General features: G+C 74.8%; 24 protein-coding genes. 13 read left to right on the top strand and 11 right to left on the bottom strand.

What is annotated here, in order from left to right; all coding sequences use genetic code 11:
* Nucleotides 1-141: 141 nt before the first annotated feature.
* Complete coding sequence (gene secA, locus WHI96_RS25285) at nt 142-2,967, top strand: preprotein translocase subunit SecA (protein WP_345646573.1); 2,826 nt, start codon at nt 142-144, stop codon at nt 2,965-2,967.
* A 159-nt stretch (nt 2,968-3,126) separates the two neighbouring features.
* On the opposite strand, the gene WHI96_RS25280 is transcribed toward secA, so the two are convergent.
* Nucleotides 3,127-4,008, bottom strand: a complete 882-nt coding sequence (locus WHI96_RS25280) for an Rv3235 family protein (RefSeq protein ID WP_345646571.1) — start codon at nt 4,006-4,008, stop codon at nt 3,127-3,129.
* Between the two features lie 276 nt (nt 4,009-4,284).
* Between WHI96_RS25280 and WHI96_RS25275 the strand changes: the two genes are divergently transcribed.
* From WHI96_RS25275 to WHI96_RS25260, 4 genes are all read left to right on the top strand, one after another.
* Nucleotides 4,285-4,788: a MarR family winged helix-turn-helix transcriptional regulator gene (locus WHI96_RS25275; RefSeq protein ID WP_345646568.1), complete on the top strand. Its 504-nt coding sequence runs from the start codon at nt 4,285-4,287 to the stop codon at nt 4,786-4,788.
* A gap of 16 nt (nt 4,789-4,804) precedes the next feature.
* Nucleotides 4,805-5,791 (top strand): ABC transporter ATP-binding protein, encoded by a 987-nt coding sequence (locus tag WHI96_RS25270; protein WP_345646566.1) that lies wholly within the window; start codon nt 4,805-4,807, stop codon nt 5,789-5,791.
* Nucleotides 5,788-6,552, top strand: a complete 765-nt coding sequence (locus tag WHI96_RS25265) for an ABC transporter permease (protein ID WP_345646563.1) — start codon at nt 5,788-5,790, stop codon at nt 6,550-6,552. Before WHI96_RS25270 ends, WHI96_RS25265 begins: the two co-directional genes overlap by 4 nt.
* Before the next feature lie 81 nt (nt 6,553-6,633).
* Nucleotides 6,634-7,038, top strand: coding sequence for an HAD-IA family hydrolase (locus WHI96_RS25260; protein ID WP_345646560.1), 405 nt, complete (start codon nt 6,634-6,636; stop codon nt 7,036-7,038).
* Between the two features lie 115 nt (nt 7,039-7,153).
* Here WHI96_RS25260 and WHI96_RS25255 read toward each other — a convergent pair whose 3' ends face one another.
* Genes WHI96_RS25255 through WHI96_RS25245 form a run of 3 tightly spaced genes read right to left on the bottom strand, consistent with a single transcriptional unit; the run spans nt 7,154 to nt 9,525 of the window.
* Nucleotides 7,154-7,417: an antitoxin gene (locus tag WHI96_RS25255; RefSeq protein ID WP_345646558.1), complete on the bottom strand. Its 264-nt coding sequence runs from the start codon at nt 7,415-7,417 to the stop codon at nt 7,154-7,156.
* Between the two features lie 19 nt (nt 7,418-7,436).
* Nucleotides 7,437-8,708 (bottom strand): alpha-hydroxy acid oxidase, encoded by a 1,272-nt coding sequence (locus tag WHI96_RS25250; protein ID WP_345646555.1) that lies wholly within the window; start codon nt 8,706-8,708, stop codon nt 7,437-7,439.
* Nucleotides 8,709-8,730: 22 nt separating this feature from the next.
* Nucleotides 8,731-9,525, bottom strand: a complete 795-nt coding sequence (locus tag WHI96_RS25245) for a TrmH family RNA methyltransferase (protein ID WP_345646553.1) — start codon at nt 9,523-9,525, stop codon at nt 8,731-8,733.
* On the opposite strand from WHI96_RS25245, the gene WHI96_RS25240 reads away from it, so the two are divergent.
* A complete protein-coding gene (locus WHI96_RS25240) occupies nt 9,524-10,987 on the top strand; it encodes a WS/DGAT/MGAT family O-acyltransferase (RefSeq protein ID WP_345646551.1) in 1,464 nt (487 codons plus the stop codon). The genes WHI96_RS25245 and WHI96_RS25240 overlap by 2 nt on opposite strands.
* The gene (locus tag WHI96_RS25235) at nt 10,984-11,490 is read left to right on the top strand and encodes a DUF6912 family protein (protein WP_345646548.1); all 507 of its coding nucleotides are present in this window, start codon (nt 10,984-10,986) and stop codon (nt 11,488-11,490) included. Before WHI96_RS25240 ends, WHI96_RS25235 begins: the two co-directional genes overlap by 4 nt.
* Nucleotides 11,491-11,794: 304 nt before the next feature.
* Here the strand turns inward: WHI96_RS25235 and WHI96_RS25230 are convergent, their stop codons facing one another.
* Genes WHI96_RS25230 through aroA form a run of 3 tightly spaced genes read right to left on the bottom strand, consistent with a single transcriptional unit; the run spans nt 11,795 to nt 14,972 of the window.
* Nucleotides 11,795-12,613, bottom strand: a complete 819-nt coding sequence (locus WHI96_RS25230) for a hypothetical protein (RefSeq protein ID WP_345646546.1) — start codon at nt 12,611-12,613, stop codon at nt 11,795-11,797.
* Nucleotides 12,614-12,642: 29 nt separating this feature from the next.
* Complete coding sequence (gene rsgA / locus WHI96_RS25225; RefSeq protein ID WP_425571617.1) at nt 12,643-13,671, bottom strand: ribosome small subunit-dependent GTPase A; 1,029 nt, start codon at nt 13,669-13,671, stop codon at nt 12,643-12,645.
* A complete protein-coding gene (gene aroA, locus WHI96_RS25220) occupies nt 13,668-14,972 on the bottom strand; it encodes a 3-phosphoshikimate 1-carboxyvinyltransferase (RefSeq protein ID WP_345646537.1) in 1,305 nt (434 codons plus the stop codon). Before aroA ends, rsgA begins: the two co-directional genes overlap by 4 nt.
* A gap of 35 nt (nt 14,973-15,007) precedes the next feature.
* On the opposite strand from aroA, the gene WHI96_RS25215 reads away from it, so the two are divergent.
* From WHI96_RS25215 to WHI96_RS25205, 3 genes are read left to right on the top strand one after another with little or no spacing between them, the layout of a single operon-like run.
* Nucleotides 15,008-15,826, top strand: a complete 819-nt coding sequence (locus tag WHI96_RS25215; RefSeq protein WP_345646534.1) for an SOS response-associated peptidase — start codon at nt 15,008-15,010, stop codon at nt 15,824-15,826.
* Nucleotides 15,823-16,422, top strand: a complete 600-nt coding sequence (locus tag WHI96_RS25210; protein WP_345646531.1) for an alpha/beta hydrolase family protein — start codon at nt 15,823-15,825, stop codon at nt 16,420-16,422. Before WHI96_RS25215 ends, WHI96_RS25210 begins: the two co-directional genes overlap by 4 nt.
* Before the next feature lie 48 nt (nt 16,423-16,470).
* Nucleotides 16,471-17,394, top strand: coding sequence for an ABC transporter substrate-binding protein (locus tag WHI96_RS25205; RefSeq protein ID WP_345646782.1), 924 nt, complete (start codon nt 16,471-16,473; stop codon nt 17,392-17,394).
* On the opposite strand, the gene WHI96_RS25200 is transcribed toward WHI96_RS25205, so the two are convergent.
* The 3 genes from WHI96_RS25200 to ybaK form a co-directional block, all read right to left on the bottom strand.
* A complete protein-coding gene (locus WHI96_RS25200; RefSeq protein WP_345646527.1) occupies nt 17,357-19,579 on the bottom strand; it encodes a putative bifunctional diguanylate cyclase/phosphodiesterase in 2,223 nt (740 codons plus the stop codon). The two genes, WHI96_RS25205 and WHI96_RS25200, sit on opposite strands and share 38 nt — an antisense overlap.
* 20 nt (nt 19,580-19,599) lie before the next feature.
* Nucleotides 19,600-20,421, bottom strand: coding sequence for an SAM-dependent methyltransferase (locus WHI96_RS25195; protein WP_345646524.1), 822 nt, complete (start codon nt 20,419-20,421; stop codon nt 19,600-19,602).
* Nucleotides 20,422-20,533: 112 nt separating this feature from the next.
* Complete coding sequence (gene ybaK / locus WHI96_RS25190; RefSeq protein ID WP_345646522.1) at nt 20,534-21,010, bottom strand: Cys-tRNA(Pro) deacylase; 477 nt, start codon at nt 21,008-21,010, stop codon at nt 20,534-20,536.
* Nucleotides 21,011-21,325: 315 nt separating this feature from the next.
* Here ybaK and WHI96_RS25185 point away from each other — a divergent pair, with 315 nt between their 5' ends.
* Both WHI96_RS25185 and rsrA read left to right on the top strand, forming a co-directional pair.
* Entirely contained in the window at nt 21,326-21,970 is a 645-nt protein-coding gene (locus tag WHI96_RS25185; RefSeq protein WP_062403710.1) for a sigma-70 family RNA polymerase sigma factor, read from the top strand.
* A gap of 41 nt (nt 21,971-22,011) precedes the next feature.
* On the top strand, nt 22,012-22,356 hold the full coding sequence (gene rsrA, locus WHI96_RS25180) for a mycothiol system anti-sigma-R factor (protein WP_345646778.1): 345 nt from the start codon (nt 22,012-22,014) through the stop codon (nt 22,354-22,356).
* Nucleotides 22,357-22,439: 83 nt separating this feature from the next.
* Here rsrA and WHI96_RS27965 read toward each other — a convergent pair whose 3' ends face one another.
* On the bottom strand, nt 22,440-22,514 hold the full coding sequence (locus WHI96_RS27965; RefSeq protein WP_369804880.1) for a 50S ribosomal protein bL37: 75 nt from the start codon (nt 22,512-22,514) through the stop codon (nt 22,440-22,442).
* A gap of 92 nt (nt 22,515-22,606) precedes the next feature.
* Between WHI96_RS27965 and WHI96_RS25175 the strand changes: the two genes are divergently transcribed.
* Nucleotides 22,607-24,121, top strand: a complete 1,515-nt coding sequence (locus WHI96_RS25175; RefSeq protein WP_345646520.1) for a sensor histidine kinase — start codon at nt 22,607-22,609, stop codon at nt 24,119-24,121.
* The last annotated feature ends 45 nt before the right edge of the window (nt 24,122-24,166 follow it).

Raw genomic sequence — 24,166 nt, 5'->3', positions numbered from 1 at the left:
CGGTGCCCGTACCATGGACGACGGGGTCGGCCCGCCGTGCGGCGCCGGTGCCGTGCCGGTGCCGCCCGCGACACCGTGTCGCGGCGCGGAGACCGTGGTGGGAGGCCCCGTGTCCTGACCGCGACGTGAATGAGGTCGGCAGTGCCCTTCCTGAGTCGACTCCTCCGGGCCGGCGAGACCAAGCTGGTGAAACGGCTCGCGAAGATCGCCGCGCACATCGACGGACTGGAGCCCGATTTCGAGGGCCTCACCGACACGCAGCTGCGCGCCAAGACCGACGAGTTCCGCCGTCGCCACGCCGACGGCGAGTCCCTCGACGAGCTGCTGCCCGAGGCCTTCGCCACGGTGCGCGAGGCTGCGCAGCGCACGCTGGGCCAGCGCCCGTTCACCGTGCAGCTGATGGGCGCCGGCTCCCTGCACATGGGCAACGTGTCCGAGATGGGCACCGGTGAGGGCAAGACCCTGACCTCGACGCTGGCCGTCTACCTCAACGCGCTGCCCGGCGACGGCGTGCACGTGGTCACCACGAACGACTACCTCGCCAAGCGCGACTCCGAGACCATGGGCCGCATCCACCGCTGGCTCGGTCTCACCGTCGGCGTGATCCTCTCGGAGATGACCCCGGCGCAGCGCCGCGAGCAGTACGCCTGCGACGTCACCTACGGCACGAACAACGAGTTCGGCTTCGACTACCTGCGCGACAACATGGCGTGGAACACCGCCGACATGGTCCAGCGCGGGCACAACTTCGCCATCGTCGACGAGGCGGACTCGATCCTCATCGACGAGGCCCGCACCCCGCTGATCATCTCCGGTCCGGCCGAGCAGAGCGCCCGCTGGTACCAGGAGTTCGCGCGGCTCGCGCCGATGCTGTCCAAGGACATCCACTACGAGGTCGACGAGCGCAAGCGCACCGTCGGCATCACCGAGGAGGGTGTCGCGCTGATCGAGGACCAGCTCGGCATCGACAACCTCTACGAGTCCGCGAACACCCCGCTGGTCGGCTACCTGAACAACGCGGTCAAGGCCAAGGAGCTGTTCAAGAAGGACAAGGACTACATCGTCAACGACGGTGAGGTCCTGATCGTCGACGAGTTCACCGGCCGTGTGCTCGCCGGTCGTCGCTACAACGAGGGCATGCACCAGGCGATCGAGGCCAAGGAAGGCGTCGAGATCAAGCCGGAGAACCAGACCCTGGCGACGATCACGCTGCAGAACTTCTTCCGGCTCTACGACAAGCTCGCCGGCATGACCGGTACGGCCCAGACCGAGGCCGCCGAGCTGCACGAGATCTACAAGATGTCGGTCGTCTCGATCCCGCCGAACCGGCCGCGGGTGCGTGCCGACCAGGCAGACCTGATCTACAAGACCGAGCCGGCGAAGTTCGAGGCGGTCGCCGACGACATCGCCGAGAAGCACGAGAAGGGCCAGCCGGTCCTGATCGGCACGACGAGCGTCGAGAAGTCCGAGTACCTGGCGAAGCTGCTGCTGCGCCGCGGCGTGCCGCACGAGGTGCTCAACGCGAAGAACCACGCGCGTGAGGCGCAGATCATCGCCCAGGCCGGGCACGCGGGCGCGGTCACCGTCGCCACGAACATGGCCGGTCGCGGTACCGACATCATGCTCGGCGGCAACCCCGAGTTCCTCGCCGACCTGGAGCTGCGCAGCCAGGGCCTGGACCCGGTCGAGACCCGTGAGCAGTACGAGGCCGCGTGGGACGCGGTGCTCGACCGCATGCGCAAGCAGGTCAAGGCCGAGGCCGACGAGGTCCGCGCCGCGGGCGGGCTCTACGTGCTCGGCACCGAGCGCCACGAGTCCCGCCGCATCGACAACCAGCTGCGCGGCCGGTCCGGCCGGCAGGGCGACCCGGGTGAGTCCCGCTTCTACCTGTCCCTCGGCGACGAGCTGATGCGCCGCTTCAACGGCCAGGTCGTCGAGTCGATCATGAACCGGTTCAACCTGCCGGACGACGTACCGATCGAGGCCGGGATGGTCACCCGCGCGATCCGCAGCGCGCAGACCCAGGTCGAGCAGCAGAACTTCGAGATCCGCAAGAACGTCCTCAAGTACGACGAGGTGCTCAACCAGCAGCGCAAGGTCATCTACGACGAGCGCCGCCGGGTCCTCGACGGGGAGGACGTGCAGCGCCAGACCCGCAACATGCTCGAGGACGTGATCCACGCCTACGTCGTCGGTGCCACCGCCGAGGGCTACTCCGAGGACTGGGACCTCGAGAAGCTGTGGACGGCGATCAAGGGTCTGTACCCGATCCAGCTCGACTGGCGCACCGTCGCCGACGACGTCGACGACCTGTCGGCCGAGGAGCTCGAGCGGGTCATCCTCGCCGACGCCGAGACCGCCTACGCCCGGCGCGAGGCCGAGATCGACGCGCTCATCGGCCCGCAGGGCGGCATGCGCGAGCTCGAGCGCCAGGTCCTGATGCAGGTCATCGACCGCAAGTGGCGCGAGCACCTCTACGAGATGGACTACCTCAAGGAGGGCATCGGGCTGCGGGCCATGGCCCAGCGCGACCCGGTGATCGAGTACCAGCGTGAGGGCTTCGACATGTTCGCCGCGATGCTCGAGGGCATCAAGGAGGAGACGATCGGGCACCTGTTCAACGTCGTCGTCCAGGTGCAGCAGCCGGCCGCCCCCGTTCAGGAGGCCGAGCCGGAGACGACCGAGATCCCGGTCGTGCGCCGGGTCCCGGCCGAGGACCCCGCCGAGTCCACCGTGGTCCTGCCGAACCTGTTCCGCACCAGCCCGCCGCAGACCCTGCAGTACAGCGGTCCGGGTGAGGACGGCGGGGTCGCGCGTCGCGGCGAGGGCGGGGCGGCAGCCCCGGGCACCGGTCGTACCGGTCGCCACCAGGTCCCGGCCCGCGGCAACGGGGCGTCCCCGAACGGTGACAACGGCGTCAACCGCGCCGAGCGGCGCCGCGCGGAGAAGGCCCGCCGGCGGCGCTGAGCTCCGGGCGCCGCTCGGCGGGGACCTCCCGCCGGCGGCGCCGGTTCCGCGGTCGCGGTCGTGCCGGTTCCGTGGTCGCGGCGCTCCGCACGGCCGGGCACATGGCAGGTCCCGCTGCGACGGATATCCGCACCCGGCCGGGGCCCACCGCGTCACGCCTCACACGAGCCGCACGGCGGTGGTGAGCCACCGGCCGTCCGGTGCCCGGTCCAGCCGCAGGGCCAGGGCACGCACCCGCCCGGCGACGGTGACGGTCGCGCAGACCTCGGCCACGTCCGGCCGGGGCAGACCGACGTGCACCCGCGGCGCCCGGCGCGCGGGCGAACCGCCCGGGTTCCCACAGCCGGGGGCACCGACCCGTCCACCGGGGCCCGACCGGCCGCTGGACGGGCGGGCCGGCGCCACGATCCGGGCCGCGGTCAGGTAGCGGCGCACCGCCGGGGTGGTGACGGCGGTGACCCCGTCCGGCGGGCGGCGCCCGGCGAGCACCTCGGTGAGCAGCCGGACGATCCCGGTGGCCGGGGCCCGGACCCGCGCGACGTCGTCCGGGGAGACGTCCTCCGGCACCGTCGGCACCGGGCCGGGGCGGACCGCCTCGCGCGGTGCGGGCGCCGGTCCGGAGGACATCCGGAACCCACCCGGCAGGACGACGACGACCCCCGGTGCGAGCGGTTCCGGCACGTCGGCGGGGGCGCGGACCAGGAACGCCCCGGGGCCGGGCGGCGGAGCCTGCCCGGCCCCGGAGCCGGCCCCGGCCCGCGCGGACGTGACCCCGGGACCGGACGCGCCGACGGCACCGACATCGGCGCCCGGTGTCGGGGCGACGGCGAGCGCCGCCGTCCCCACCTGCGAGGGCGCGTGCGGCACGTGGCCGGCCGCAACCGGGACGGAACGGATCCGTCTCCCGGGGAGCGGTGGTGCGGGGGCGGCCTGCGAACCGTGGGCGGCGTCGGTCCGCAGGCCGGAGCCGGTCCCGGGGGCGGTGTCGGTCCGCGGGGCGGCACCGTCCGCCGGGGCGGTGTCGGTCGTCGTCGTGGTCACGGCGCCAGACTGCGACGGCCCCCGCGGCCGCGACGGGGGCCGGCCCGGATGCGCCACCGGATCCTCCGGCGCCGCACGATCCGGTGCCGCACGGTCCGGTGCCGCACGGTCCGACGGCGCACGTCCGGCCGGCGTGCGTCCGACGCCCCGACGGAGATCCGGCTGCGAGCGGCGCCGCGCTCGTGGCCCGCAGCCCGGCGGGGTCCGGTGTTCACGAACGCGACCGGCCCCGCCCGACGGCCCCCGCCGGGCCCCGCCGCGTCCTACCCTCCCGCGATGCCCGTACCCCACCCACCGGGACGCATCGATCTCACCCCGCCCCGTCTCGTCGCCGCTCCCGACCCGGTGGACGGCCCCGCGGAGTCGCTGGCCGACCTCGTCGTCCGGGCCGGGGCGGCGGTGCTCGCCGAACGCCGCCGGCGGACCGGGGGCCACGGCCTCGGTGTCACCGGGTTCGCCGTCCTCGACGTGCTGGAGCGGTGCGGCGGGCTGGCCCAGCGCGAGCTCGCCGCCCGGGTCCGGGTCGCCCCGACCAGCCTGACCCCGGTCGTCGACGCGCTGGAGACGGCAGGGCTGGTGGCCCGCCGCGGGGATCCGGCCGACCGGCGGGTCCGGCTCGTCGCGCTCACCGACGCCGGGCGGGAGCGGTGGCGCGCCGCCCGCCCCGACGGGCGCGGACCGTGGCTGCGGGCGCCGGCGGACGGGTTCGACGACGCCCTCCGCGGTTACCTGCTCGCGGTGATCGCCGACCTGGAGCAGGATCGGGCCGACGTGACGTGATCGGCGGGGGAGTGCGATGGGACGGACCGCGGTCGAGGTGGTCGACCTGGTGAAGCGGTACCCGAAGGCGAAGGGCAACGCCGTCGACGGCCTGTCGTTCTCGGTGGCCGAGGGCGAGGTCTTCGGGCTGCTCGGGCCCAACGGCGCCGGGAAGACCACGACCGTCGGCGTGCTCACGACCCGCGTGGTGCCGACGTCGGGCACGGCCCGGGTCGCCGGGCTCGACGTGCGCGCCGACGCCGTCGCCGTCTGCGCGAAGCTGGCCGTCGTCCCGCAGCGCCAGAACCTGGACCGGTCCCTCGGCGTCCGCGACAACCTGGTCTTCCACGCCGCCTACCACGGCGTCGGTCGGGCGGAGCGCAACCGCCGCGCCGACGAGCTGCTGGAGCGGATGGGGTTGACCGACAAGGCGAAGGCCGTCGCCGACGACCTGTCCGGCGGCCAGGCGCAGCGCGTCATGATCGCCCGCGGGCTCATGCACTCCCCGGAGGTGCTGTTCCTCGACGAGCCCTCCACCGGCCTGGACCCGCAGGCCCGGCTGTTCGTCCACGACCAGATCAGCGGGCTGCGCGACGAGGGCGTGACCGTCGTGCTGACCACCCACGACATGGAGGAGGCGCACAAGCTGTCGGACCGGATCGGGATCGTCGACCACGGGCGGCTGCTCGCGCTGGACACCCCGGACGCGCTGGTCCGGTCGCTGCCGGGCAGCGCGACCGTGGAGATCGTCGCCGACCACGGGCCCGGCGCGGCGGAGACGCTGCGCGCGGCGCTGGCCGGGCTGGGCGGTGTCGCGCGCGCCGAGACCCCGCCGGGCCGCCGCCCGGGGGAGAACGGCACCGCGTCGGCGTTCCGGCTGTCGGTCACCGCGGAGCCGGCGGCGCTGCTGGCACCGGCCGCCGACCTGCTCGGGCGGCACGGCGCCACGGTGCGCGACGTCAGCCTGGGGCGGGCGACGCTGGAGGACGTGTTCATCGACCTGACGGGCAGGGACCTGCGATGACCGGGCGTGCGTTCCTGGCGGTGCTGCGCCGCGACCTGTTCGTCACCGGCCGGGAGCTGCCCTCGTTCCTCGCCCAGACGCTGGTGCAGCCGTTCTTCTTCCTGCTGGTGTTCGTCGTGGTCCTCGGCCGCGCCGGCTTCGTATCACCCGAGTACGGGCAGATCATGCTCCCCGGCCTGATCGCGCTGAACGCGATGTTCGGCGCCCTGCAGGCGGTGACGCTGCCGCTGGTCTTCGAGCTGTCCTGGACCCGGGAGATCGACGACCGGCTGCTCGCGCCGATGCCGGTGTGGGCCGTCGCCGTCGAGAAGATCGCCTTCGCGGGGCTGCGCGGCCTGCTCGCCAGCTTGCTGATGGTGCCCATCGGTTTCGCGATGATCGACATCCGGTGGCCTGCCGAGGGGCTGGCCCCCGCGCTGCTGATGGTGGTGCTGGGGAGCCTGCTCGGTGCGGCGATGGGGCTCACCATCGGCACGGCGGTGCCGCCGCGGCGGATCAACATCCTGTTCGCGGTGATCTTCACGCCGCTGCTGTTCACCGGCTCGGTGCAGTACCCGTGGCTCACCCTGGCCGACCTGCGCTGGTTCCAGGTGCTGTCGGCGGTCAACCCGCTGACCTACGTGAGCGAGGGGATCCGCGCGTCGCTGGTGCCGCAGGTCCCGCACATCCCGCTGTGGGTGTGCGTGCTCGTCCCGGTGGCGGCGATCGTGCTGTTCACCCTGCTGGGGATCCGCGGCTTCCTGCGCCGGGCCCTCGACTGAGCCGCGGCGGTCGAGCGGCGAGGCGGCAGCCCCGAGCCACGGCGGCCCCGGGAGGCGGCGACACTCGGTACCGTCGGCCGGGTGGCGGACCCCCGGACCCTGCGTGGCCTGATCGTCGACTACGGCGGGGTCCTCGACGACCCCGCCGACGGGGCCCTGCTGCTCGCCTACGCCCGTCGCGCCGCGGCCGCGGGGATCCGCACCGCGCTGTTCTCCGGCGCGCACGCGGTGCCCGACGAGGTCGCCGCCGCGTTCGGCACGGTGCTGCTCGGTGCGGTCCGCGGGGCCCGGAAGCCGAGCCCGGACTCCTTCGCCGCCGCCGCCGCGGAGCTGGGCCTGCCCGCGGGGGACTGTGTCGTCGTCGACGACATGGGGGCGTGCGTGCGCGGCGCCGCCGCGGCCGGGGCGGTCGGGGTACGCCACACCGGCGCCGAGACCACCCTCGGCGAGCTGGAGGTCCTGCTCGGGGTGCCCGCCCGGGACTGAGTCCCCGGGCCGATCCCTGTGCAGCGGTACCCCGGACATGCGGAGGCGCCGCCCGCAGCGTGCGGACGGCGCCTCGTGGGCAGCCCGGCGGTCGGCCGGACCGGTCGTGCCCTGCCTACTGCTGCGGGGGCGGCGGCGGGGCATGCCCCGGCGCGGGCGGCGGCGGGGGGGCCTGGCCGTCCGGACCCGGCTGACCGGGGGGCGGCGGCGCAGCGGTGTCACCGGTACCGGTCCGCTCGCGGGCGAACTTGGTCGCGGTGTCGATCTGACCGTCGTGACCGTACTTCTGCTTGGCCGCGTCGCCGACCTTGTTCAGGGCCTGGTCGACCTTGTCGTCGTGCTTGCCGAGCAGTTCCTTGGCCTTGTCCAGGAAACTCATGTGCCCCATGCTGGCCCCGTCAGGGCCGGGCCGCAGTGCCGGGCCGTCGCTCGTTCGGGTGATGGTGGCTTCCGGTCGCCGAGCGGAGCCGGGCGTGCTCCGGGCGGAGGTCGTCCACCCGGACGACGCCGAGCAGCTGCATCGTCCGCTCGACCTCGGCGCGCAGGATCTCGACCGCGCGGGTCACCCCGGCCTCGCCACCGGCCATCAGCCCGTAGAGGTAGGCGCGGCCCACCAGCGCCGCGCGGGCGCCGAGCGCGACGGCGGCGACGACGTCGCCGCCGTGGGTGATCCCGGTGTCCACCAGGACCTCCGCGTCGTCGCCGAGCTCCTGCACCACCGGCTCGATCAGCTCCGCGGGCACCGGGGCCCGGTCCAGCTGGCGTCCGCCGTGGTTGGACAGCAGCACGCCGTCGGCGCCCGCGTCGGCGACGCGGCGGGCGTCGGTGACCGACTGGACGCCCTTGACCACCAGCTTCCCGGGCCAGGCTCCGCGCAGCCAGGCGACGTCGTCGAGGGTGAGGGCCGGGTCGAACACCCGGTTGATCACCTCGTAGGGGCTGCCGCCGCCGGCGGCGAGCGACTCGAACGTCAGCGGCTCGGTGGTGAGCAGGTCGAACCACCAGCGGGGGTGGCGGGCGCCGTCGACGAAGGTCCGCAGCGACAGCGCGGGCGGGATGGACAGGCCGTTGCGGGCGTCGCGGCGCCGGTTGCCGCCGACCGGGGTGTCCACGGTGAGCAGCAGCGTGTCGTAGCCGGCCTCCCGCGCCCGGGAGACGAGCTCGTGGGCGACGGAGCGGTCGCGCCACAGGTAGAGCTGGAACCAGTGCCGCCCGCCGCGCCCGGCCTCGGCGACGCCCTCGATCGTCGTCGAGCCCATCGTCGAGAGCGCGTAGGGGATCCCGGCCCGCGCGGCGACGGCGGCGACCGCGCGCTCGCCCTCGGTGTGCATCATCCGCGTGAAACCGGTCGGGGCCAGCGCGAACGGCAGCGACGAGCGCCCGCCCAGGATCTCCCGGCCGGTGTCCACCCGCGAGACGTCGGTGAGCACGGTCGGCGAGAACTCCACCGAGGCCCACACCTCGCGCGCCCGCCGCAGGCTCACCTCGTCCTCGGCGGCCCCGTCGGTGTAGTCGAACACCGCCCGCGGCGCGCGCCGGCGCGCCAGCTCGCGCAGGTCCCCGATGCTCGACGCGCGGGCGAGCCGGGCCGCCGTACGGTCCAGGGTGAACGGGGCCGGCCGCAGCAGCGGTGCCAGCTCCGACGGGCGGGGAATGCGACGGCGCACCATCGCCCCGACACTAGGTGAGCGGTCAGCGTCGGCGCAGCAGCTCGTAGGCGGCGACGGCTCCGGCGGAGGCGACGTTGAGCGACTCCACCCCGCCGTACATCGGCAGTGACAGGATCCCGTCGAGCCGGGAACGGACGTCCTCGGTCAGGCCGTCGGTCTCGTTGCCCAGCACCAGCGCGACCCGGGCCGGGAGCGACGCCTCCAGCAGCGAGTCGCCGCCGGCGTCGAGCCCGAACACCCCGAACCCGGCCGCGTGCATGAGGTCGACGCCCTCGGCGGCGGTGGCGCAGCGCAGCACCGGCGCGGCGAACGCCACCCCGGCCGACGCCTTGATCACCAGCGGGTCGATGGCGGGCACCCCGCGTCGGGGCAGCAGCACGCCGTCCAGACCGGCGGCCGTCGCGCTGCGCAGGATCATCCCGACGTTCGACGGGTTGGTGACGGCGTCGAGCACCAGCACCGACGCCGGCCGCCGGGTGCCCAGGTCGGACAGGAAGTGCTCCAGCGGCGACATCCGCGGGGCGACGACGTCGGCGAGCACGCCCTGGTCGTGGCGCCCGTTGCCGGCCAGCACCTTCACCCGCTGCGCGGTCGCACGCCGCACCGGCACCCCGCGGCCGCGGGCGGCCGCGGTGATCTCGCGCTCGCCGCCCCCGCGCACCGTGTCGGCCAGCACGACCTTGTCGACCTCCAGATCGGGGTCGGCCAGCGCCTCCAGGACGGGCTTGCGGCCGTAGACCGTGATGAACCGGTCCTTCGGGGAGACCGCACCTGCATCGCTCACGGGGAGAAGCGTCGCACGTAGGATCGCGGCCATGCCGTCCCGGCTCTCCGCACTCGACGCGTCCTTCCTGTACCTGGAGGAGGCGACCACACCGATGCACGTCGGCGGGGTCGCCGTGTTCGACCGCCCCGACGACGGCTTCGACTACGACCGGCTGGTCGAGCTGATCGAGCAGCGGATCGCGCTGGTGCCGCGCTACCGGCAGAAGGTCCGCCACGTCCCGGGCAACCTCGCGCGCCCGGTGTGGGTCGACGACCCCGAGTTCGACATCGCCTACCACGTGCGCCGCTCCGCACTGCCCCGTCCGGGCAGCGAGGAGCAGCTGACCGAGCTGGTCGGACGCCTGATGTCGCGCCCGCTGGACCACACCCGTCCGCTGTGGGAGATGTACCTCATCGAGGGCCTCGCCCCGGCCGGGTCCGCCGACGGCGGACGCGTCGCGATCCTCACCAAGACCCACCAGGCCATGGTCGACGGCATCTCGGCCATCGACATCGGACAGGTCATCCTGGACGTGTCCGCCGAGCCGCGGGACACCCCGGACGAGCTGTGGATGCCGCGCCCGGAGCCGACCGACGGCCAGCTCGTGCTCGACGCGATCTCCGAGGCCGTCACCCGCCCGACCGAGATCGTGGACAACGTCCGGGTCGCCGCGGGCGACGCACTGGCCACCCTCGGCAAGCTCGCCGGGGCCGCGGGCAAGGTCCTGAACATGGCCCGCACCGCGGGCCGCCGCGCGCCCGGGCTGCCGCTCAACGCCGAGATCTCCACCCAGCGCCGGTTCGCGATGGCCCGCACCGACCTGGAGGACTACCGCAAGGTCCGCGCCGCCTACGGCTGCGACGTCAACGACGTGGTGCTCGCCGTCATCGCCGGTGCCCTGCGCACCTGGCTGATGTCGCGCGGCGAGCCGGTCGCCGGGTCGTCGTCGGTGCGGGCGCTGGTGCCCCTGTCGGTGCGCGGCGAGGGCGACGTGCCCAGCTCGGCCGCCGGAGGGTCGCTCGGGAACCGGGTGGCGTCGTTCCTGGTCGACCTGCCCGTCGGCGAGCCGAGCCCGTTGGTGCGGCTGCACCAGGTCACCCACCAGATGCGCGAGCACACCGACACCGGCGACGCCGTCGGCGCCGACACGCTGGTCCGGATCGGCGGGTTCGCCCCACCGACCCTGCACGCCGTCGGCGCGCGCGCCGCGAACGGCATGGCCCGGCACTTCTTCAACCTGGTCGTGACCAACGTGCCCGGCCCGCAGTTCCCGCTCTACGCGGCCGGGGCGCGGATGCTGGAGATGTTCCCGGTGGTGCCGCTGGCGAAGGGGCAGGCCGTCTCCATCGGCCTGACCAGCTACGACGGCGGTGTGTACTACGGGCTGAACGGCGACAGGGACGCCATGGGCGACCTGGACGTGCTCGCCGGGATGGTGGACGAGTCACTCGAGGAGCTCCTCGAGACACTGCGACAGACACCGATGACACCCGTCAGAGGAGACGACCGTTGAGGATCTACCTCCCCGCGACCTGGCCGATGCTGGCCCGCACGGTGAAGACCGGGAACTTCGAGCCGCTGGGCGGCACCGCGTTCGCGCTCACTCCGAAGCTGCGCGAGTCCTACACCGCGGGCGACGACGAGGAGCTCGAGTACGCGGCGATGAACGAGGCGGCGCGGGCGTCGCTGCGGCTGCTCGCGGTCGAGTTCGGGCTGGGGGAGGACGACACCCCCGCCCGCCGGGTCGTGGTGTCCGCCGACACCGACGACGTCACCCTGCGGCCCGACCTCGACGACGGCGCGGTCCGGGTGACCGGCCCGGTGCCGCTGTCGAAGATCGCCGCCGTGCACGTGGACCTGCCGGAGGCCGAGCACGCCGTCCGCGAGGCGGCCGGTGCGGTGGACACGGCCGACCTGGGCGACATGGACGCCGAGTTCCTCGTCGGCGAGGCCGAGGACCACGAGCTGGCCTGGTACGACGGCACCGAGCTGCCGTTCCTCGTCGAGCTGGGATGAGCCCGCGGCGGGTGGGCGCGGGCCGCACCACCACTCCCCGCCGAACAGCAGCTCCGTGGCCTCGACGCCCGCACGGCGGAGGCCGCGGCACCGGGCGACGCCCTGGTCCAGGTCCGCGCCGCCGGACTCACCGGATCCGATCTGGGCGCGCTGCGTGCCCTGGTGCGCGACACCCAGCCGGTCCGCACCCACCGGCCCGACCCGGGCCGATCCCGGGTCACCTCGTCGGGACGGGGGCGGCTCCACCGCCGCACCCGGCCGGTCGACGGCCCGGACCCGGCGTCCCGCCGCCGTGGGCCCCGGGTCAGCCGCGGACCGGCGGCTCGATGGTGATCGGGGCGCCCCAGCCGTCGTAGCGGACGAGGACGTCGAGCGCCGCGCCGTCGGGGAGCTGCTGGCGGACCCGGCTGCGCAGCGGCCTGCGCTCGGCGTCGACCCAGATCTCCGCGCTCAGCCGGGTCAGCCCCGCCCGCTGCTGGGCCTGCAGCGCCGCGCGCCGCGCCGGGTCGGTCTCGGTCGCCGCGGCCCGGACCAGGTCGACGACCAGCGTGTAGTGCACGGTCGGGGTGCCGTCGACGGCGTCGTCGTCGGCGGCGGCGACGAGCACCGCGTCCGGGTAGCGGGCCACCGCCCCCAGCGGGTCGACGCCGGCGGCGACGTTCGCGGCGAGCGTCGCGTGCGTCATCAGCTCCGGGGGCAGCGGGACCCGCCCGGCCTCGCCCCAGCCGCCGTCGCCGGGGCGCAGCCAGGTGCGCCCGCCGATCCGGATGATCTCGGTGCTCTGCGCGACCGCGCCGGACGGCCCCGAGCGCAGCAGCAGCCGCACCGCGGGGGCGTCCCCGGCCTGGTCGACCCGCAGGGCGCCGTCGCCGGTCACCGGGACGGTCGTGCCGTCGTGGGTCAGGGTGCCCGCCACCGACAGCGTCGAGCCGCCGTCGAGCCGGGTACGGGCGCGGACGTCGGTGACCAACGGCGCCGGGTCGTAGTACTTGGGCAGGGCGGCCGGTGCGGCGGCGGGCGGTGCGGGGGTGTCGCCGAAGGAGCCGGGCCAGGCGCAGCCGGTCAGCCCGGGCGCCAGCACCGCCCCGCACAGCAGCAGCGTCGTCGCGCGCCGTCCCGGCACTACCCGCTCCCCGGCCGTCGTCGTGATGGTCAGAACCTGTCACTCGCCAGCGCCACCAGCACGCGGCGCAACGCCTCGAGTCTGCCTCCTCCGAGTGCGCCGGAGGCGACCAGGTCGTCCAGTGCGCACTCCGGGTCGGCGGGCGGCCCGAGGTGCCCGCAGCCGCGCGGGCAGTCCTCGATCGCGTCGGCGAGGTCGCCGAACGCGGCGACGACGTCGTCCGCGCCGACGTGGGCGAGCCCGAACGAGCGCACCCCGGGGGTGTCGACGACCCAGCCCTCGGCGTGCGGGAACGCCAGCGCCGCGGTGGTCGTGTGCCGTCCCTTCCCCACACCCGACACCCGTCCGATGGCCTGGGTCGCGGCCGGGACGATCGCGTTGACCAGGGTGGACTTGCCGACGCCGGAGTGCCCGACCAGCGCGCACAGCCGCCCGGACAGCTCCTCGCGCAGCGCGTCCAGCCCGGACGGCGGCCCGGACTCCGGGCGCCCGGTCACCAGCACCGGCACGCCGAGCTCGCGGTACTGCGCCGCGAACGGCTCCGGGTCGGCGAGGTCGGACTTGGTCAGGCACAGCACCGGCTGCAGCCCACCGGCGAAGGCCGCGACCAGGCAGCGGTCGACGAACCCGCTGCGCGGCACCGGGTCGGCGACGGCGGTGACCACGATCAGCCGCTGCGCGTTCGCGACGACGATCCGCTCGTAGGGGTCGGTGTCGTCGGCGGTGCGGCGCAGCACGGTGTCGCGCTCGGCGACCCGCACGATCCGGGCGAGGGTGTCCGGCTCACCGGACAGGTCGCCGACGAGGTCCACCCGGTCCCCGACGACGACCGGCGTCCGGCCCAGCTCACGGGCCCGCATGGCGACGACCTGGGGCAGGCCCGGGTCGGCGTCGACCGCGCAGGTCCACCGTCCCCGGTCGACGGCGGTGACCATCGCGCGGGTCGCGTCGGCGTGCGCGGGCCTGCGCTTGCTGCGTGGCCTGCTCCCGCGCCGTCCGGGGCGGACACGGACGTCGGACTCGTCGAGCCTGCTGATGTCGCGGGGCACCCTGCTCAGCCGTCCACACGGGTCCCGAGCAGCGCGGCCCAGCGTCCGGGGAAGTCCGGGATGGTCTTGTCGGTGCACCCGACGTCGTCGATCTCCACCCCGGGCACGAGCAGGCCGACGATCGCGCCCGCGGTGGCCATCCGGTGGTCGGCGTAGGCGCCCCAGGGCCGGTCGGAGCGCCCGGTGAGCGGCTTCGGCTCGATCACCAGGCCGTCGTCGGTCTCGGTGACGGCGCCGCCGAGCGCGGTGATCTCGGTGGCGAGGGCGGCGAGCCGGTCGGTCTCGTGGCCCCGCAGGTGGCCGATCCCGCGCAGCCGCGAGGTGCCCGACGCCAGCGCGGCGACCGCGGCGACGGTGGGGGCGAGCTCGCCCGCGTCGTGCAGGTCGACGTCGACGCCGGTGAGCCGGTCCGGCCCGGTCACGGTGAGGCCGTCGGCGGTGTGCGTGACGGTGGCGCCGAACTGCTCCAGCACCGGCAGCACGTCGACGCCGGGCTGGGTGGTCTGCGCGGGCCAGCCGAGCACGGTGACCCGCCCGCCGGTGACGGTGGCCGCGGCGAGGAACACCGAGGCGTTGGACAGGTCGGGCTCGACCGCCCAGTCCCGGGCGGCGACGGGTCCGGGCTCGACCCGCCAGGTGTCCGGCTCGTCGTCGTGCACGACCACGCCGGCGTCGCGCAGCATGTCCACGGTCATCGCGATGTGCGGCAGCGACGGCAGCGGCGCACCCTCGTGGCGGACGGTCACCCCGCGCTCGAACAGCGATCCGGACAGCAGCAGCCCCGACACGAACTGGGACGACGCCGACGCGTCGATCGTGACCTCGCCGCCCCGGACCGGGCCGCCGTCGAGGACGAACGGCAGCGCGCCGTCCGCGCCGTCGTGGGACACGGTCGCGCCGAGGGTCCGCAGCGCGTCCAGCACGGTGCCCATCGGGCGCTCCCGGGCGCGCGGGTCGCCGTCGAAGCGGACCGCACCGGACGCCGTCGCCGCGGCCGGGGGGACGAACCGCATCACCGTGCCGGCGAGCCCGCAGTCGACCTCGGCGGGCGCCCCGGGGGGGCCGCCGCGCAGCCCGGGGTGTGCGCCGATCTCCACCGTGTCCCCGAGCGTGGTGACCGGGACGCCGAGCGCGGCGAGCGCCCCGGTCATCAGCGCGGTGTCGCGGGTGGGCGGGGCACCGTCGACCCGGACGTCGCCGCCGGACAGGCCGGCGAGCAGCAGCGCACGGTTGGTCACCGACTTCGACCCGGGGACGGTGACGGTGCCGGTCACCGGCGACCCGGGCGTGGGGGCGGTCCAGTTGCTCACGCCTCCATCCTTCCCCACGTGGGAGGATGGGGCGCATGTGCGGCCGTTACGCCTCCACCAAGGCCCCCGCGGACCTGGCCGACGAGTTCCACGCCGTCGACGCGACGCAGGAGTCCTCGCAGCGTCCGGACTACAACGTGGCGCCGACCAAGGACATCACCGTGGTGGTCGAACGCCACCCCCGCGACGAGAGCGGCGAGCCCGACCGGGACAGCACCGAGCGGTCGCTGCGCACCGTGCGCTGGGGGCTGGTGCCGTTCTGGGCGAAGGACCCGTCGGCGGGTGCGCGGATGGTGAACGCCCGGTCGGAGACGATCACCGAGAAGCCCGCGTTCCGACGCGCGGCCGCGTCGCGGCGCTGCCTGTTCCCGATGGACGGCTGGTACGAGTGGCAGCGCCACGACGCCGTGCCGAAGTCCCAGGGCGGGACCGGCAAGCCGACCAAGCAGCCGTACTTCACCCACTACGCCGACGGCGCCACGATGGCGATGGCGGGCATCTGGGAGTTTTGGCGCCCGAAGGGCGACGAGCTGACCGAGAAGTACCCGGACGGGCTGGTCACCGCCTGCGTGCTCACCACCGGGGCGGTCGGCCCGCTGGCCCAGGTGCACGACCGGATGCCGCTGGTGCTGCGCCCCGACGACTGGTCGGACTGGCTCGACCCGGACCGCGGCACCGGCGACGAGGGTGTGACCCGGCTGCTGGTGCCGCCGTCGCCGGAGCTGGTCGCGACCCTGGACATCCGGCCGGTCTCGCCGCAGGTCAACAACGTCCGCAACAACGCGCCCGAGCTGCTCGACCGGCTCCCCGACGACCAGGTGCCCGAGCCGATCCAGCTCGACCTGCTGTCGTGACCGCGGCGCGCGAGGTCGACACCCCGCGCGGCCCGGCCCGGGTGACCCTGCACCGGGCGGGGTGCCCGCGCGGGCTGCTGCTGCTCGGGCACGGCGCGGGCGGCGGCGTCGACGCCCCCGACCTGGTCACCGCCACCGCCGCGGCCACCGCCGCCGGGTTCGACGTCGGTCTGGTCGAGCAGCCCTACCGGGTCGCGGGCCGGCGGGCCCCCGCCCCGGCCGGGCACCTCGACGAGGCGTGGCTCGCCGTCGTCGCGGCGGTGCGGCCCGGCCACGACGGCCCGCTGGTCGTCGGCGGCCGCAGCTCCGGGGCACGCGTCGCCTGCCGTACGGCGACCACGGCCGGTGCGGCCGCGGTGCTGTGCCTGGCCTTCCCGCTGCACCCGCCGGGCCGGCCGGAGCGGACCCGGGCCCCGGAGCTCGAGGGGGCCGGGGTGCCGGTGCTCGTGGTGCAGGGCCGCAGCGACCGCTTCGGCGTCCCGGCCGAGGGACCCGACCGGACGGTGGCGCTGCTGGACGGCGACCACGGTCTGACGAAACAGCACGACCTGCTCGGGCCCGCCGTGGGGGAGTGGCTCGCGACACTCATCCCGTGACCTCGTGAGGGTTGCCTCCCCTCAGTCCGGCGCTATGTTCGGTTCGTGATGATCACACCGTTCGCCCGGTTCATGGCGGTGCTGCTGGTACTCGGGGCGGCCGTCGGCTGCGGTGCGGGCTCCGGCCCCGGGCCGGAGGCGCCGGGCGGCTACACCGTGACGCACGCGATGGGCGAGACCCGCCTGCCCGCCCGGCCGGCCCGGGTCGTCGTCCTCGACACCCCGCACCTCGACGCGCTGGTCGCGCTCGGGACGGTCCCGGTCGGCGCGAGCGTGTCGAGCGCCGGCGCCGGCTTCCCGCCCTACCTCGCGGACCGGCTCGCCGGCACCGAGTCCACCGGGCTGGTCACCGAACCGGACCTGGAGGCGGTCGTCCGGCTGCATCCCGACCTGATCATCGGGTCGGCGGTCCGGCACCGCCCGCTCTACGAGCAGCTGTCCCGGATCGCCCCGACGGTGTTCTCCGTCGGCAGCGGCACCGACTGGGAGGAACAGGCCCGGGTGACGGCCGACGCCGTCGACGCCCGGCCCCGGATGGAGGAGCTGCTGTCGGGCTGGCGCGAGCGCGCGGTCGCGGTCGGACGCGAGGTCGGCGCCCCCGGCCGGACGGCCTCGATCGTGCGGTTCCGCCCGGAGTCGTTCCGGCTCTACGGCCCCCGCAGCTTCTCCGGCTCGGTGCTCACCGCGATGGGCTTCGACCTCGGCGACCGTCCGTGGAACGAGTACTCGATGATCGAGAGTGCCCCCGAGCTGGCCGGGAGCATCGACGGCGACGTCGTGTTCTTCACCGACCGGGCGCAGGACCCGTCGTCGGGTTCCCGCGCCGCGGTCGCACGTCTGTGGGGCCCGCTGCCCGCGGTGCGCGCGGGCGCGGTGCACGAGGTCGACGACGAGACGTGGATGGTCGGGATCGGCGTGCTGGGCGCCGAGCGCGTCATCGACGAGGTCCGAGAGCGGGCCGCCGCGGGCTGAGGCCCGTGTCGCCGTCGGGCGCGGTGAGCCGGGCGGCGATCTCCGCGGCCGGGACCGGGGAGCCCAGGTGCCAGCCCTGCCCGATGTCACAGCCCAGCTGGAGCAGCCGCCGGGCCTGGCCCTCGGTCTCCACCGACTCCGCGACGACGGAGAGTCCCAGGGTGTGCGCCAGCTCGATCATCGCCGAGAGGATGACCGGACTGTCGACGTCGTGCGGGGGGCCGCCCTCGTCGGCCGGGCAGGGGCCGCCCTGCCCGGTGACGAACGAGCCGGCCAGCTTGAGCACGTCCACCGGCAGCCGGTGCAGGTAGACCAGGTTCGAGTAGCCGGTGCCGAAGTCGTCGATGGCGATCCGCACCCCGCGCTGCGAGAGCTCCTCCAGCGCCTGCACCGGACGCCCGGCGGCGGACATGAGGTCGCTCTCGGTCAGCTCCAGCTGCAGCGACGACGCCGGCCACCCGGTCCGCTCCAGCACGTCGGCGATGCGGGTGACGGCGTCGGGCCTGCGCAGCTGCTGGCCCGCCACGTTCACGCTGAGCACGAGCCCGGCGTCGGCGCCCGCGTCCACCCAGGACCGGGCGTCGGTGCAGGCCCGCTCCAGCAGGTGCAGCCCGAGCGGCACGATCAGGCCGGTCTGCTCGGCCAGCGGGATGAACACGTCCGGGCCGAGCCGCTCGCCGTCGGCGGTCCGCCACCGGGCCAGCGCCTCCACCCCGACGACCGAGCCGTCGTGCAGCGACACCAGCGGCTGGTACGCCAGGTGGAACTCACCGCGGTCCAGCGCGCCCGGCATCCGCCCGGCCAGCTCGAACAGGTGCACGTCGTTGGCGTGACGGGCCGGGTCGAACACCGCGATCCGGTCCCGGCCGTCGCGCTTGGCCCAGTACATCGTGGTGTCCGCGGCCTGCATCAGCTCCGCCGCTCCCTCGGCGCCGACGGCGCCGGAGTCCACCGCGAACGGCCGGGCGACGATCCCGATGCTGACCGAGACGACGACCTCCCGGCCACGCACGTGCACCGGCCGCCGGACGACCGCCAGCGCCTGGTCGGCGACCGCGGTCAGCTGCTCGACGCCGGTGCACCGCTCCACGAGCACCACGAACTCGTCGCCGCCCATCCGGGCGACGGTGTGCCCGGCCGGGCGGAGCTCGGCGTCGAGGCGGTGCGCGACGGTGCGCAGGAGCTGGTCGCCCGCGTCGTGGCCGAGGGTGTCGTTGACGGCTTTGAACCCGTCGAGGTCGAGGTAGCAGACCCCCACCGGGGCGGGGGAGCCGTACGGGCCGGCGAGTGCGGTCTCGAGCCGGGTGAAGAACAGCGAGCGGTTCGGCAGCCCGGTAAGCGGGTCGTGCTCGGCCTGGTGACGCAGCCGCGACTGCAGGCGGCGCCGCTCGGTGACGTCGGAGACCATCGCGACGAGGTAGCGCGGCTCGCCGTCGGGGGAGCGGACCAGCGAGACGGTCAGCTCGGTCCACACCTGGTCGCCGTCGGCCCGGAAGTAGGACTTCTCCATCCGGACGTGTCCGACCCGCCCGGCGAGCATGGCCTCGATCTGCGGCCACATCTCCGGGGTGTCCTCGGGGTGGATGAACTCGAACACCGAGCGGCCCACGAGATCGCCCGGCCGGTAGCCCAGCATCGCGGTCAGCGTGCGGTTGGCCTCCAGGATGCGGCCCTCGGTGTCGGCGACGCTGATGCCGAGCACGGAGCTCTCGAAGACGACTCCGTAGCGCGCCTCGGAGCGCCAGCGGGCGTCCTCGGCGGCCGCGCGCGCGGCGAACGCGGCGGAGCTGATCCGCTCCTGCTCCAGCCGGGTGCGGTCGCGCAGCGTCCGGGCGTAGCCCGTCGACAGCGCCCCGACCGCCGTGGTCCAGCGGCGGAACCGTTCCGGGGCGACGGTGTGCCCGGCGAAGTGCGCGGACAGCACGTCGATGGAGCAGCGCAGTGCGGCCGGGTCGGTGAGGTGCGCGGCGACCAGCTCGGCCCCGACCTCCTCGGCGATCGCCTCCTCCGCCCGCCCCTCGACGACGGCGGTGAACCACCAGGCCGCACCGGACAGCACCGCGTACAGGTCGGCGCGGGCGGCCGAGACGTAGCCGCGGGCCTCGATGGCGCCGACCCAGGCGTCGGCCAGCGCCGACGGCCCCGGCCCCTGCCCACCGGGCAGCACGGGGACGGGCTTGGCCACGACGGCTCTCCCTCCGATGATCAGATCCCGGGCCGCCCGGCGTGACGGGCGACGGCGGCGAGCCCGGGGTAACGCTGCGCCTCAGGGCCCACGGGGGACTCCGGACGCCAGAGCGGGATCCGCACGACGCCGGGCTCGACCAGCTCCAGGTCGCCCAACAGCGCCGCGACCTCCTCGGTGTCGCGCATCCGCATCCGGTTCGGGGACCTGTCCCTGTTGTAGAGGTTCTGGGCCCGGCTCGCACCGGAGAGGCCACCCTCGTCACTCGCGTGGCTGACGACCACGTGGCTGCCGGGTGCGGTCGCGGCGACGTAGGCGGCGATGATCCCGGCCGGGTCCGCCTCGTCCGGGACGAAGTGCAGCACCGAGACGAGCAGCACCGCCACCGGCCGGGACAGGTCGAGGTGGCTGCGGGTCAGCGGGTCGTCCAGGATCCGGCGCGGGTCGGTCAGGTCGGCGGCGAGGACGGCCGTCGACGGGTCGCCGTCGAGCAGCGCACGGCTGTGGGCGACGGCGATCGGGTCGTTGTCGACGTAGAGCACCCGGGCGTCGTCGCAGGCGGTCGCCGCGACCTCGTGCACGTTGCCGACGGTCGGGATGCCCGATCCGAGGTCGAGGAACTGGCGGATCCCGTGCGCGCAGAGCTGGTGCACGGCCCGGCGCAGGAACGCCCGGTTGGCCTGCGCGACCGCCGCCATCTCGGGCAGCGCGTCGAGCACCCGGTCGGCGAAGGCGCGGTCGGCCTCGAAGTTGTGCGACCCGCCCAGGTAGTAGTCGTAGACCCGGGCGACGCTCGGGCTGGTCATGTCCACCTCGTCGGGCGCCCATGCCGGTCGGTCCACGCGTGCTCCCCGTAGCTCGTCTCGATCGGTGCCGAGGGCGACGTGCCGCCGCCGGTGATCGACCTTACTGGCGCTGGGCCCGGATCGGCCCCGTCCGGGTGACCCTCTGCGGTCAGCCGGTTGCGATCGGTGCGACGACGGCGCCGGTGAGCGCCACCAGGTCCGCCGGGGCGAGCTCGATCTCCAGGCCGCGCCTGCCCCCGGAGCAGAACACCGTCGGGTGCTCCTGCGCCGAGGCGTCCAGGACGGTCGGCAGCCGCTTGCGCTGGCCCAGCGGGGAGATGCCCCCGGCGACGTAGCCGGTGGTCCGCTCGGCGTCGGCGACGTCGGCCATGACCGCCTTCTTCCCGCCCGCGGCGGCGGCCAGCGCCTTGAGGTCCAGCTGGGCCGACACCGGCACGATCCCGACCGTCATGGTCCCGTCGACGAGCGCGACGAGGGTCTTGAACACCCGGCGCGGGTCCTGCCCCATGACGGCGGCGGCCTCCTCGCCGTAGCCGGCGCCGTCGTGGTGGGTGTAGGTGTGCAGCTCGTGCGCCACCCCACGCCTGCTCAGCAGTGCCGTCGCCGGGGTGCCCCTGCCCGCCATCGTCCTCGTCCTCCCGTCCCCGTCCCGGGTCCGACCCGGGGGTGACGGGGAACCTACGGGAATGCCGTCCGGCGCGGCACCGTTGTTCCGGCCGTGACGACAACAGTGATGGAGAGGCCCGGGGCCGCGCCGCCGGACGGCCGCGAGCGGCCGGGGCGCGTACCCTCCGACGCGTCCGCCGTGCCGGTGACCCGCACCGGCGCGCGACTCGTGTCACTGGAGAGGGAACCCTTGTCAGTACAGCCGGATCAGCCGGACCAGCCGGAGACGGGCGCGGCGGGGACCGATCCCGCGGAGCTCGCCGCCCTGGTCGGTGTGGCCGACGCCGACGGCAACCGTGCGCCCGAGGACGAGAGCGTCTCCGATCGCACGGCCCGCTTCGAGCGCGACGCGATGCCGCTGCTCGACCAGCTCTACGGCGCGGCGCTGCGCATGACCCGGAACCCGGCCGACGCCGAGGACCTGGTGCAGGAGACCTTCCTGAAGGCGTACTCGGCGTTCGGGTCGTTCCGGCGCGGGACCAACCTCAAGGCGTGGCTGTACCGGATCCTGACCAACACCTACATCAACGGGTACCGCAAGCGGCAGCGCCAGCCCCTGCAGTCGCCGACCGACGAGATAACCGACTACCAGCTGGCCCAGGCCGGTGAGCACAGCTCGACCGGTCTGCGCTCGGCCGAGGTGGAGGCCCTCGACGCGCTGCCCGACAGCGACGTCAAGGAGGCCCTGCAGGGCCTGCCGGAGGACTTCCGCATGGCGGTCTACCTCGCCGACGTCGAGGGGTTCGCCTACAAGGAGATCGCCGAGATCATGGGCACCCCGATCGGCACCGTGATGTCGCGGCTGCACCGCGGCCGGCGCCAGCTGCGCGACATGCTGACCGACGTCGCCCGCGAGCGCGGATTCGTCCGCGACGGGGCCGCCGGCGCGACCGGGGACCGGGAGGTGACGGCATCGTGAGCGCCGCCGAGGGCTCGGGCGCACCGCTCGAGCGCAACCCCATGATCCAGGACCCGCCCGCGAACACCGGGTGCACCGAGGTGCTGGCGGAGGTGTGGCTGTTCCTCGACCACGAGTGCGACCAGGAGCGGCGACGCCTGCTCCAGCAGCACCTCGACGAGTGCGCGCCCTGCCTGGCCGAGTACGGCATCGACGAGAAGCTGAAGGCGCTGCTGGCCCGTAAGTGCGGCGGCGAGGCGGCCCCGGCGGCGCTCAAGGACCGGCTGCGGTCGCAGATCCGCTCCGCGGTGCTCGAGCAGGCCCAGGTGACCGTGGAGAGCGGCCCGGACGGCACCAGCGTCTCGGTGTCGCACCAGCGCACCGAGTACCGCCGCTCCGGCGGCTGACCGGCACCGCCGCTCCGGCGACGCACGCGAGAGGGCGGGCACCCCACCGGGGTGCCCGCCCTCTCGCGTCGGTGTCGCCGAACTCAGCAGTTCGGCTTCTTGCCGTGGTTGGCGCCCTTCTTGGCGCGGTCACGGCGCTTGCGTGCACGCTTGGACATCTCGACCCTCCTTCCCGTCCGGGTCACGGTTCCGCGGCGTTGCCGCGGGAGCTTCGTACGCGCGATTCTCGCATGTGGTGGGATGGGCGATCGTGACCACGCTGAGCGAGCTGCTCGCCGAGCACACGACGATGGACGGCGAGACCGCCGATCACCTCCAGCGCGTGGTCGGTGAGTGGCAGTTGTTGGCCGACATGTCCTTCGCCGACTTCCTGCTGTGGGTGCCGCTGGACGACCTCCACGCGGGGACCGGCGGTGCCTCCCGGGCGGCGACCGCGCAGTTCCTGTGCGTCGCCCAGGCCCGGCCGACCACCGCACCGACCGCCCACCCGGACGACGTCGTCGGCCGCCGGGCGGTGCCGGTGGAGGTCGGCCAGCTGCGCCGGGCGGTGCTGGAGGGCCGGATCTGCCGCGACGACGACCCGCGCTGGCACCTGGAGGTGCCGGTGCGCCGGGAGACCATCCCGGTGCGCTTCAGGGGTCGCACGGTGGCGGTGCTGTCCCGGGACACCAACCTGTCCACCCCGCGCGTCCCGAGCCCGCTGGAGATCGCCTACCTCGGCAGCGCCTCGGACCTGTGCCAGATGATCGTCGACGGGACGTTCCCGCCGCAGTCCGGTCCGCCCGGCTCGGCCGAGGGCAGCCCGCGCGCCGGGGACGGTCTGGTCCGCCTCGACGTGCACGGCAACGTGGCCTACGCCAGCCCGAACGCGCTGTCGGCGTACCACCGCATGGGCCACGCCAGCGACGTCGCCGGGGCCGACCTCGCGACGGTCACCAAGGCGCTCGTGCTGGACCCGTTCGACGCGAAGGACGTCGCCGGCCGGATCAACGAGGCCCTCGACGGCGCCCCGTCCACCCGGATGGAGATCAAGGGCCGCCGGGCGACGATGCTGGTGCGGGCGCTGCCACTGCGCCCCCGCGGCGACGCGGCGGGCGCACTGGTGCTGGTCCGCGACGTGACCGACCTCCGTCGCCGGGACGCGGCGCTGATGAGCAAGGACGCCACCATCCGGGAGATCCACCACCGGGTGAAGAACAACCTGCAGACGGTCGCGGCGCTGCTGCGGATGCAGGCCCGGCGCAGCGAGAACCCGGAGGCGGGCCGGGCGCTGGAGGAGTCGGTCCGCCGGGTCACCTCGATCGCGCTGGTGCACGAGGCGCTGGCCTACTCCGTCGCCGAGGTCGTCGAGCTCGACGAGCTGCTGCCGAAGGTGCTGCCGGCCATCCGCGACGGCGCGACGACCGAGTCCCGTGCCCGGGTACGCGTCGACTCCGGGTTCGGGGCGCTGCCCGCGGCGAAGGCCACCCCGCTGGTGCTGGTCCTGGCCGAGCTGACCCACAACGCGCTGGCGCACGCCTACGACCCCGGCACGGCGGGGGAGGTGGTCGTCAGCCCGGTGCGCTCGGCGAGCCGGCTGGAGGTGGCGGTGGCCGACGACGGCCACGGCATGCCGGTCGACTTCGACTTCGAGCGGTCCAAGGGGCTGGGCCTGCAGATCGTGCGGACCCTGCTGACCTCCGAGCTGGAGGCGACAATCGAGGTGCGGGCCCGGGAGGGCGGCGGCACGGTGGCCGTGGTCCGGGTACCGCTCGGCGGCTCCTGAGCGCCGCGGTGGGAGGGGCGGCGGGGCAACGGTTCCACCGCCCGC

This window comes from Pseudonocardia tropica (genome assembly GCF_040105315.1).
GTDB classification, from domain to species: Bacteria; Actinomycetota; Actinomycetes; order Mycobacteriales; family Pseudonocardiaceae; genus Pseudonocardia; species Pseudonocardia alni.
This window is presented reverse-complemented; position numbering and strand designations above follow the sequence as displayed.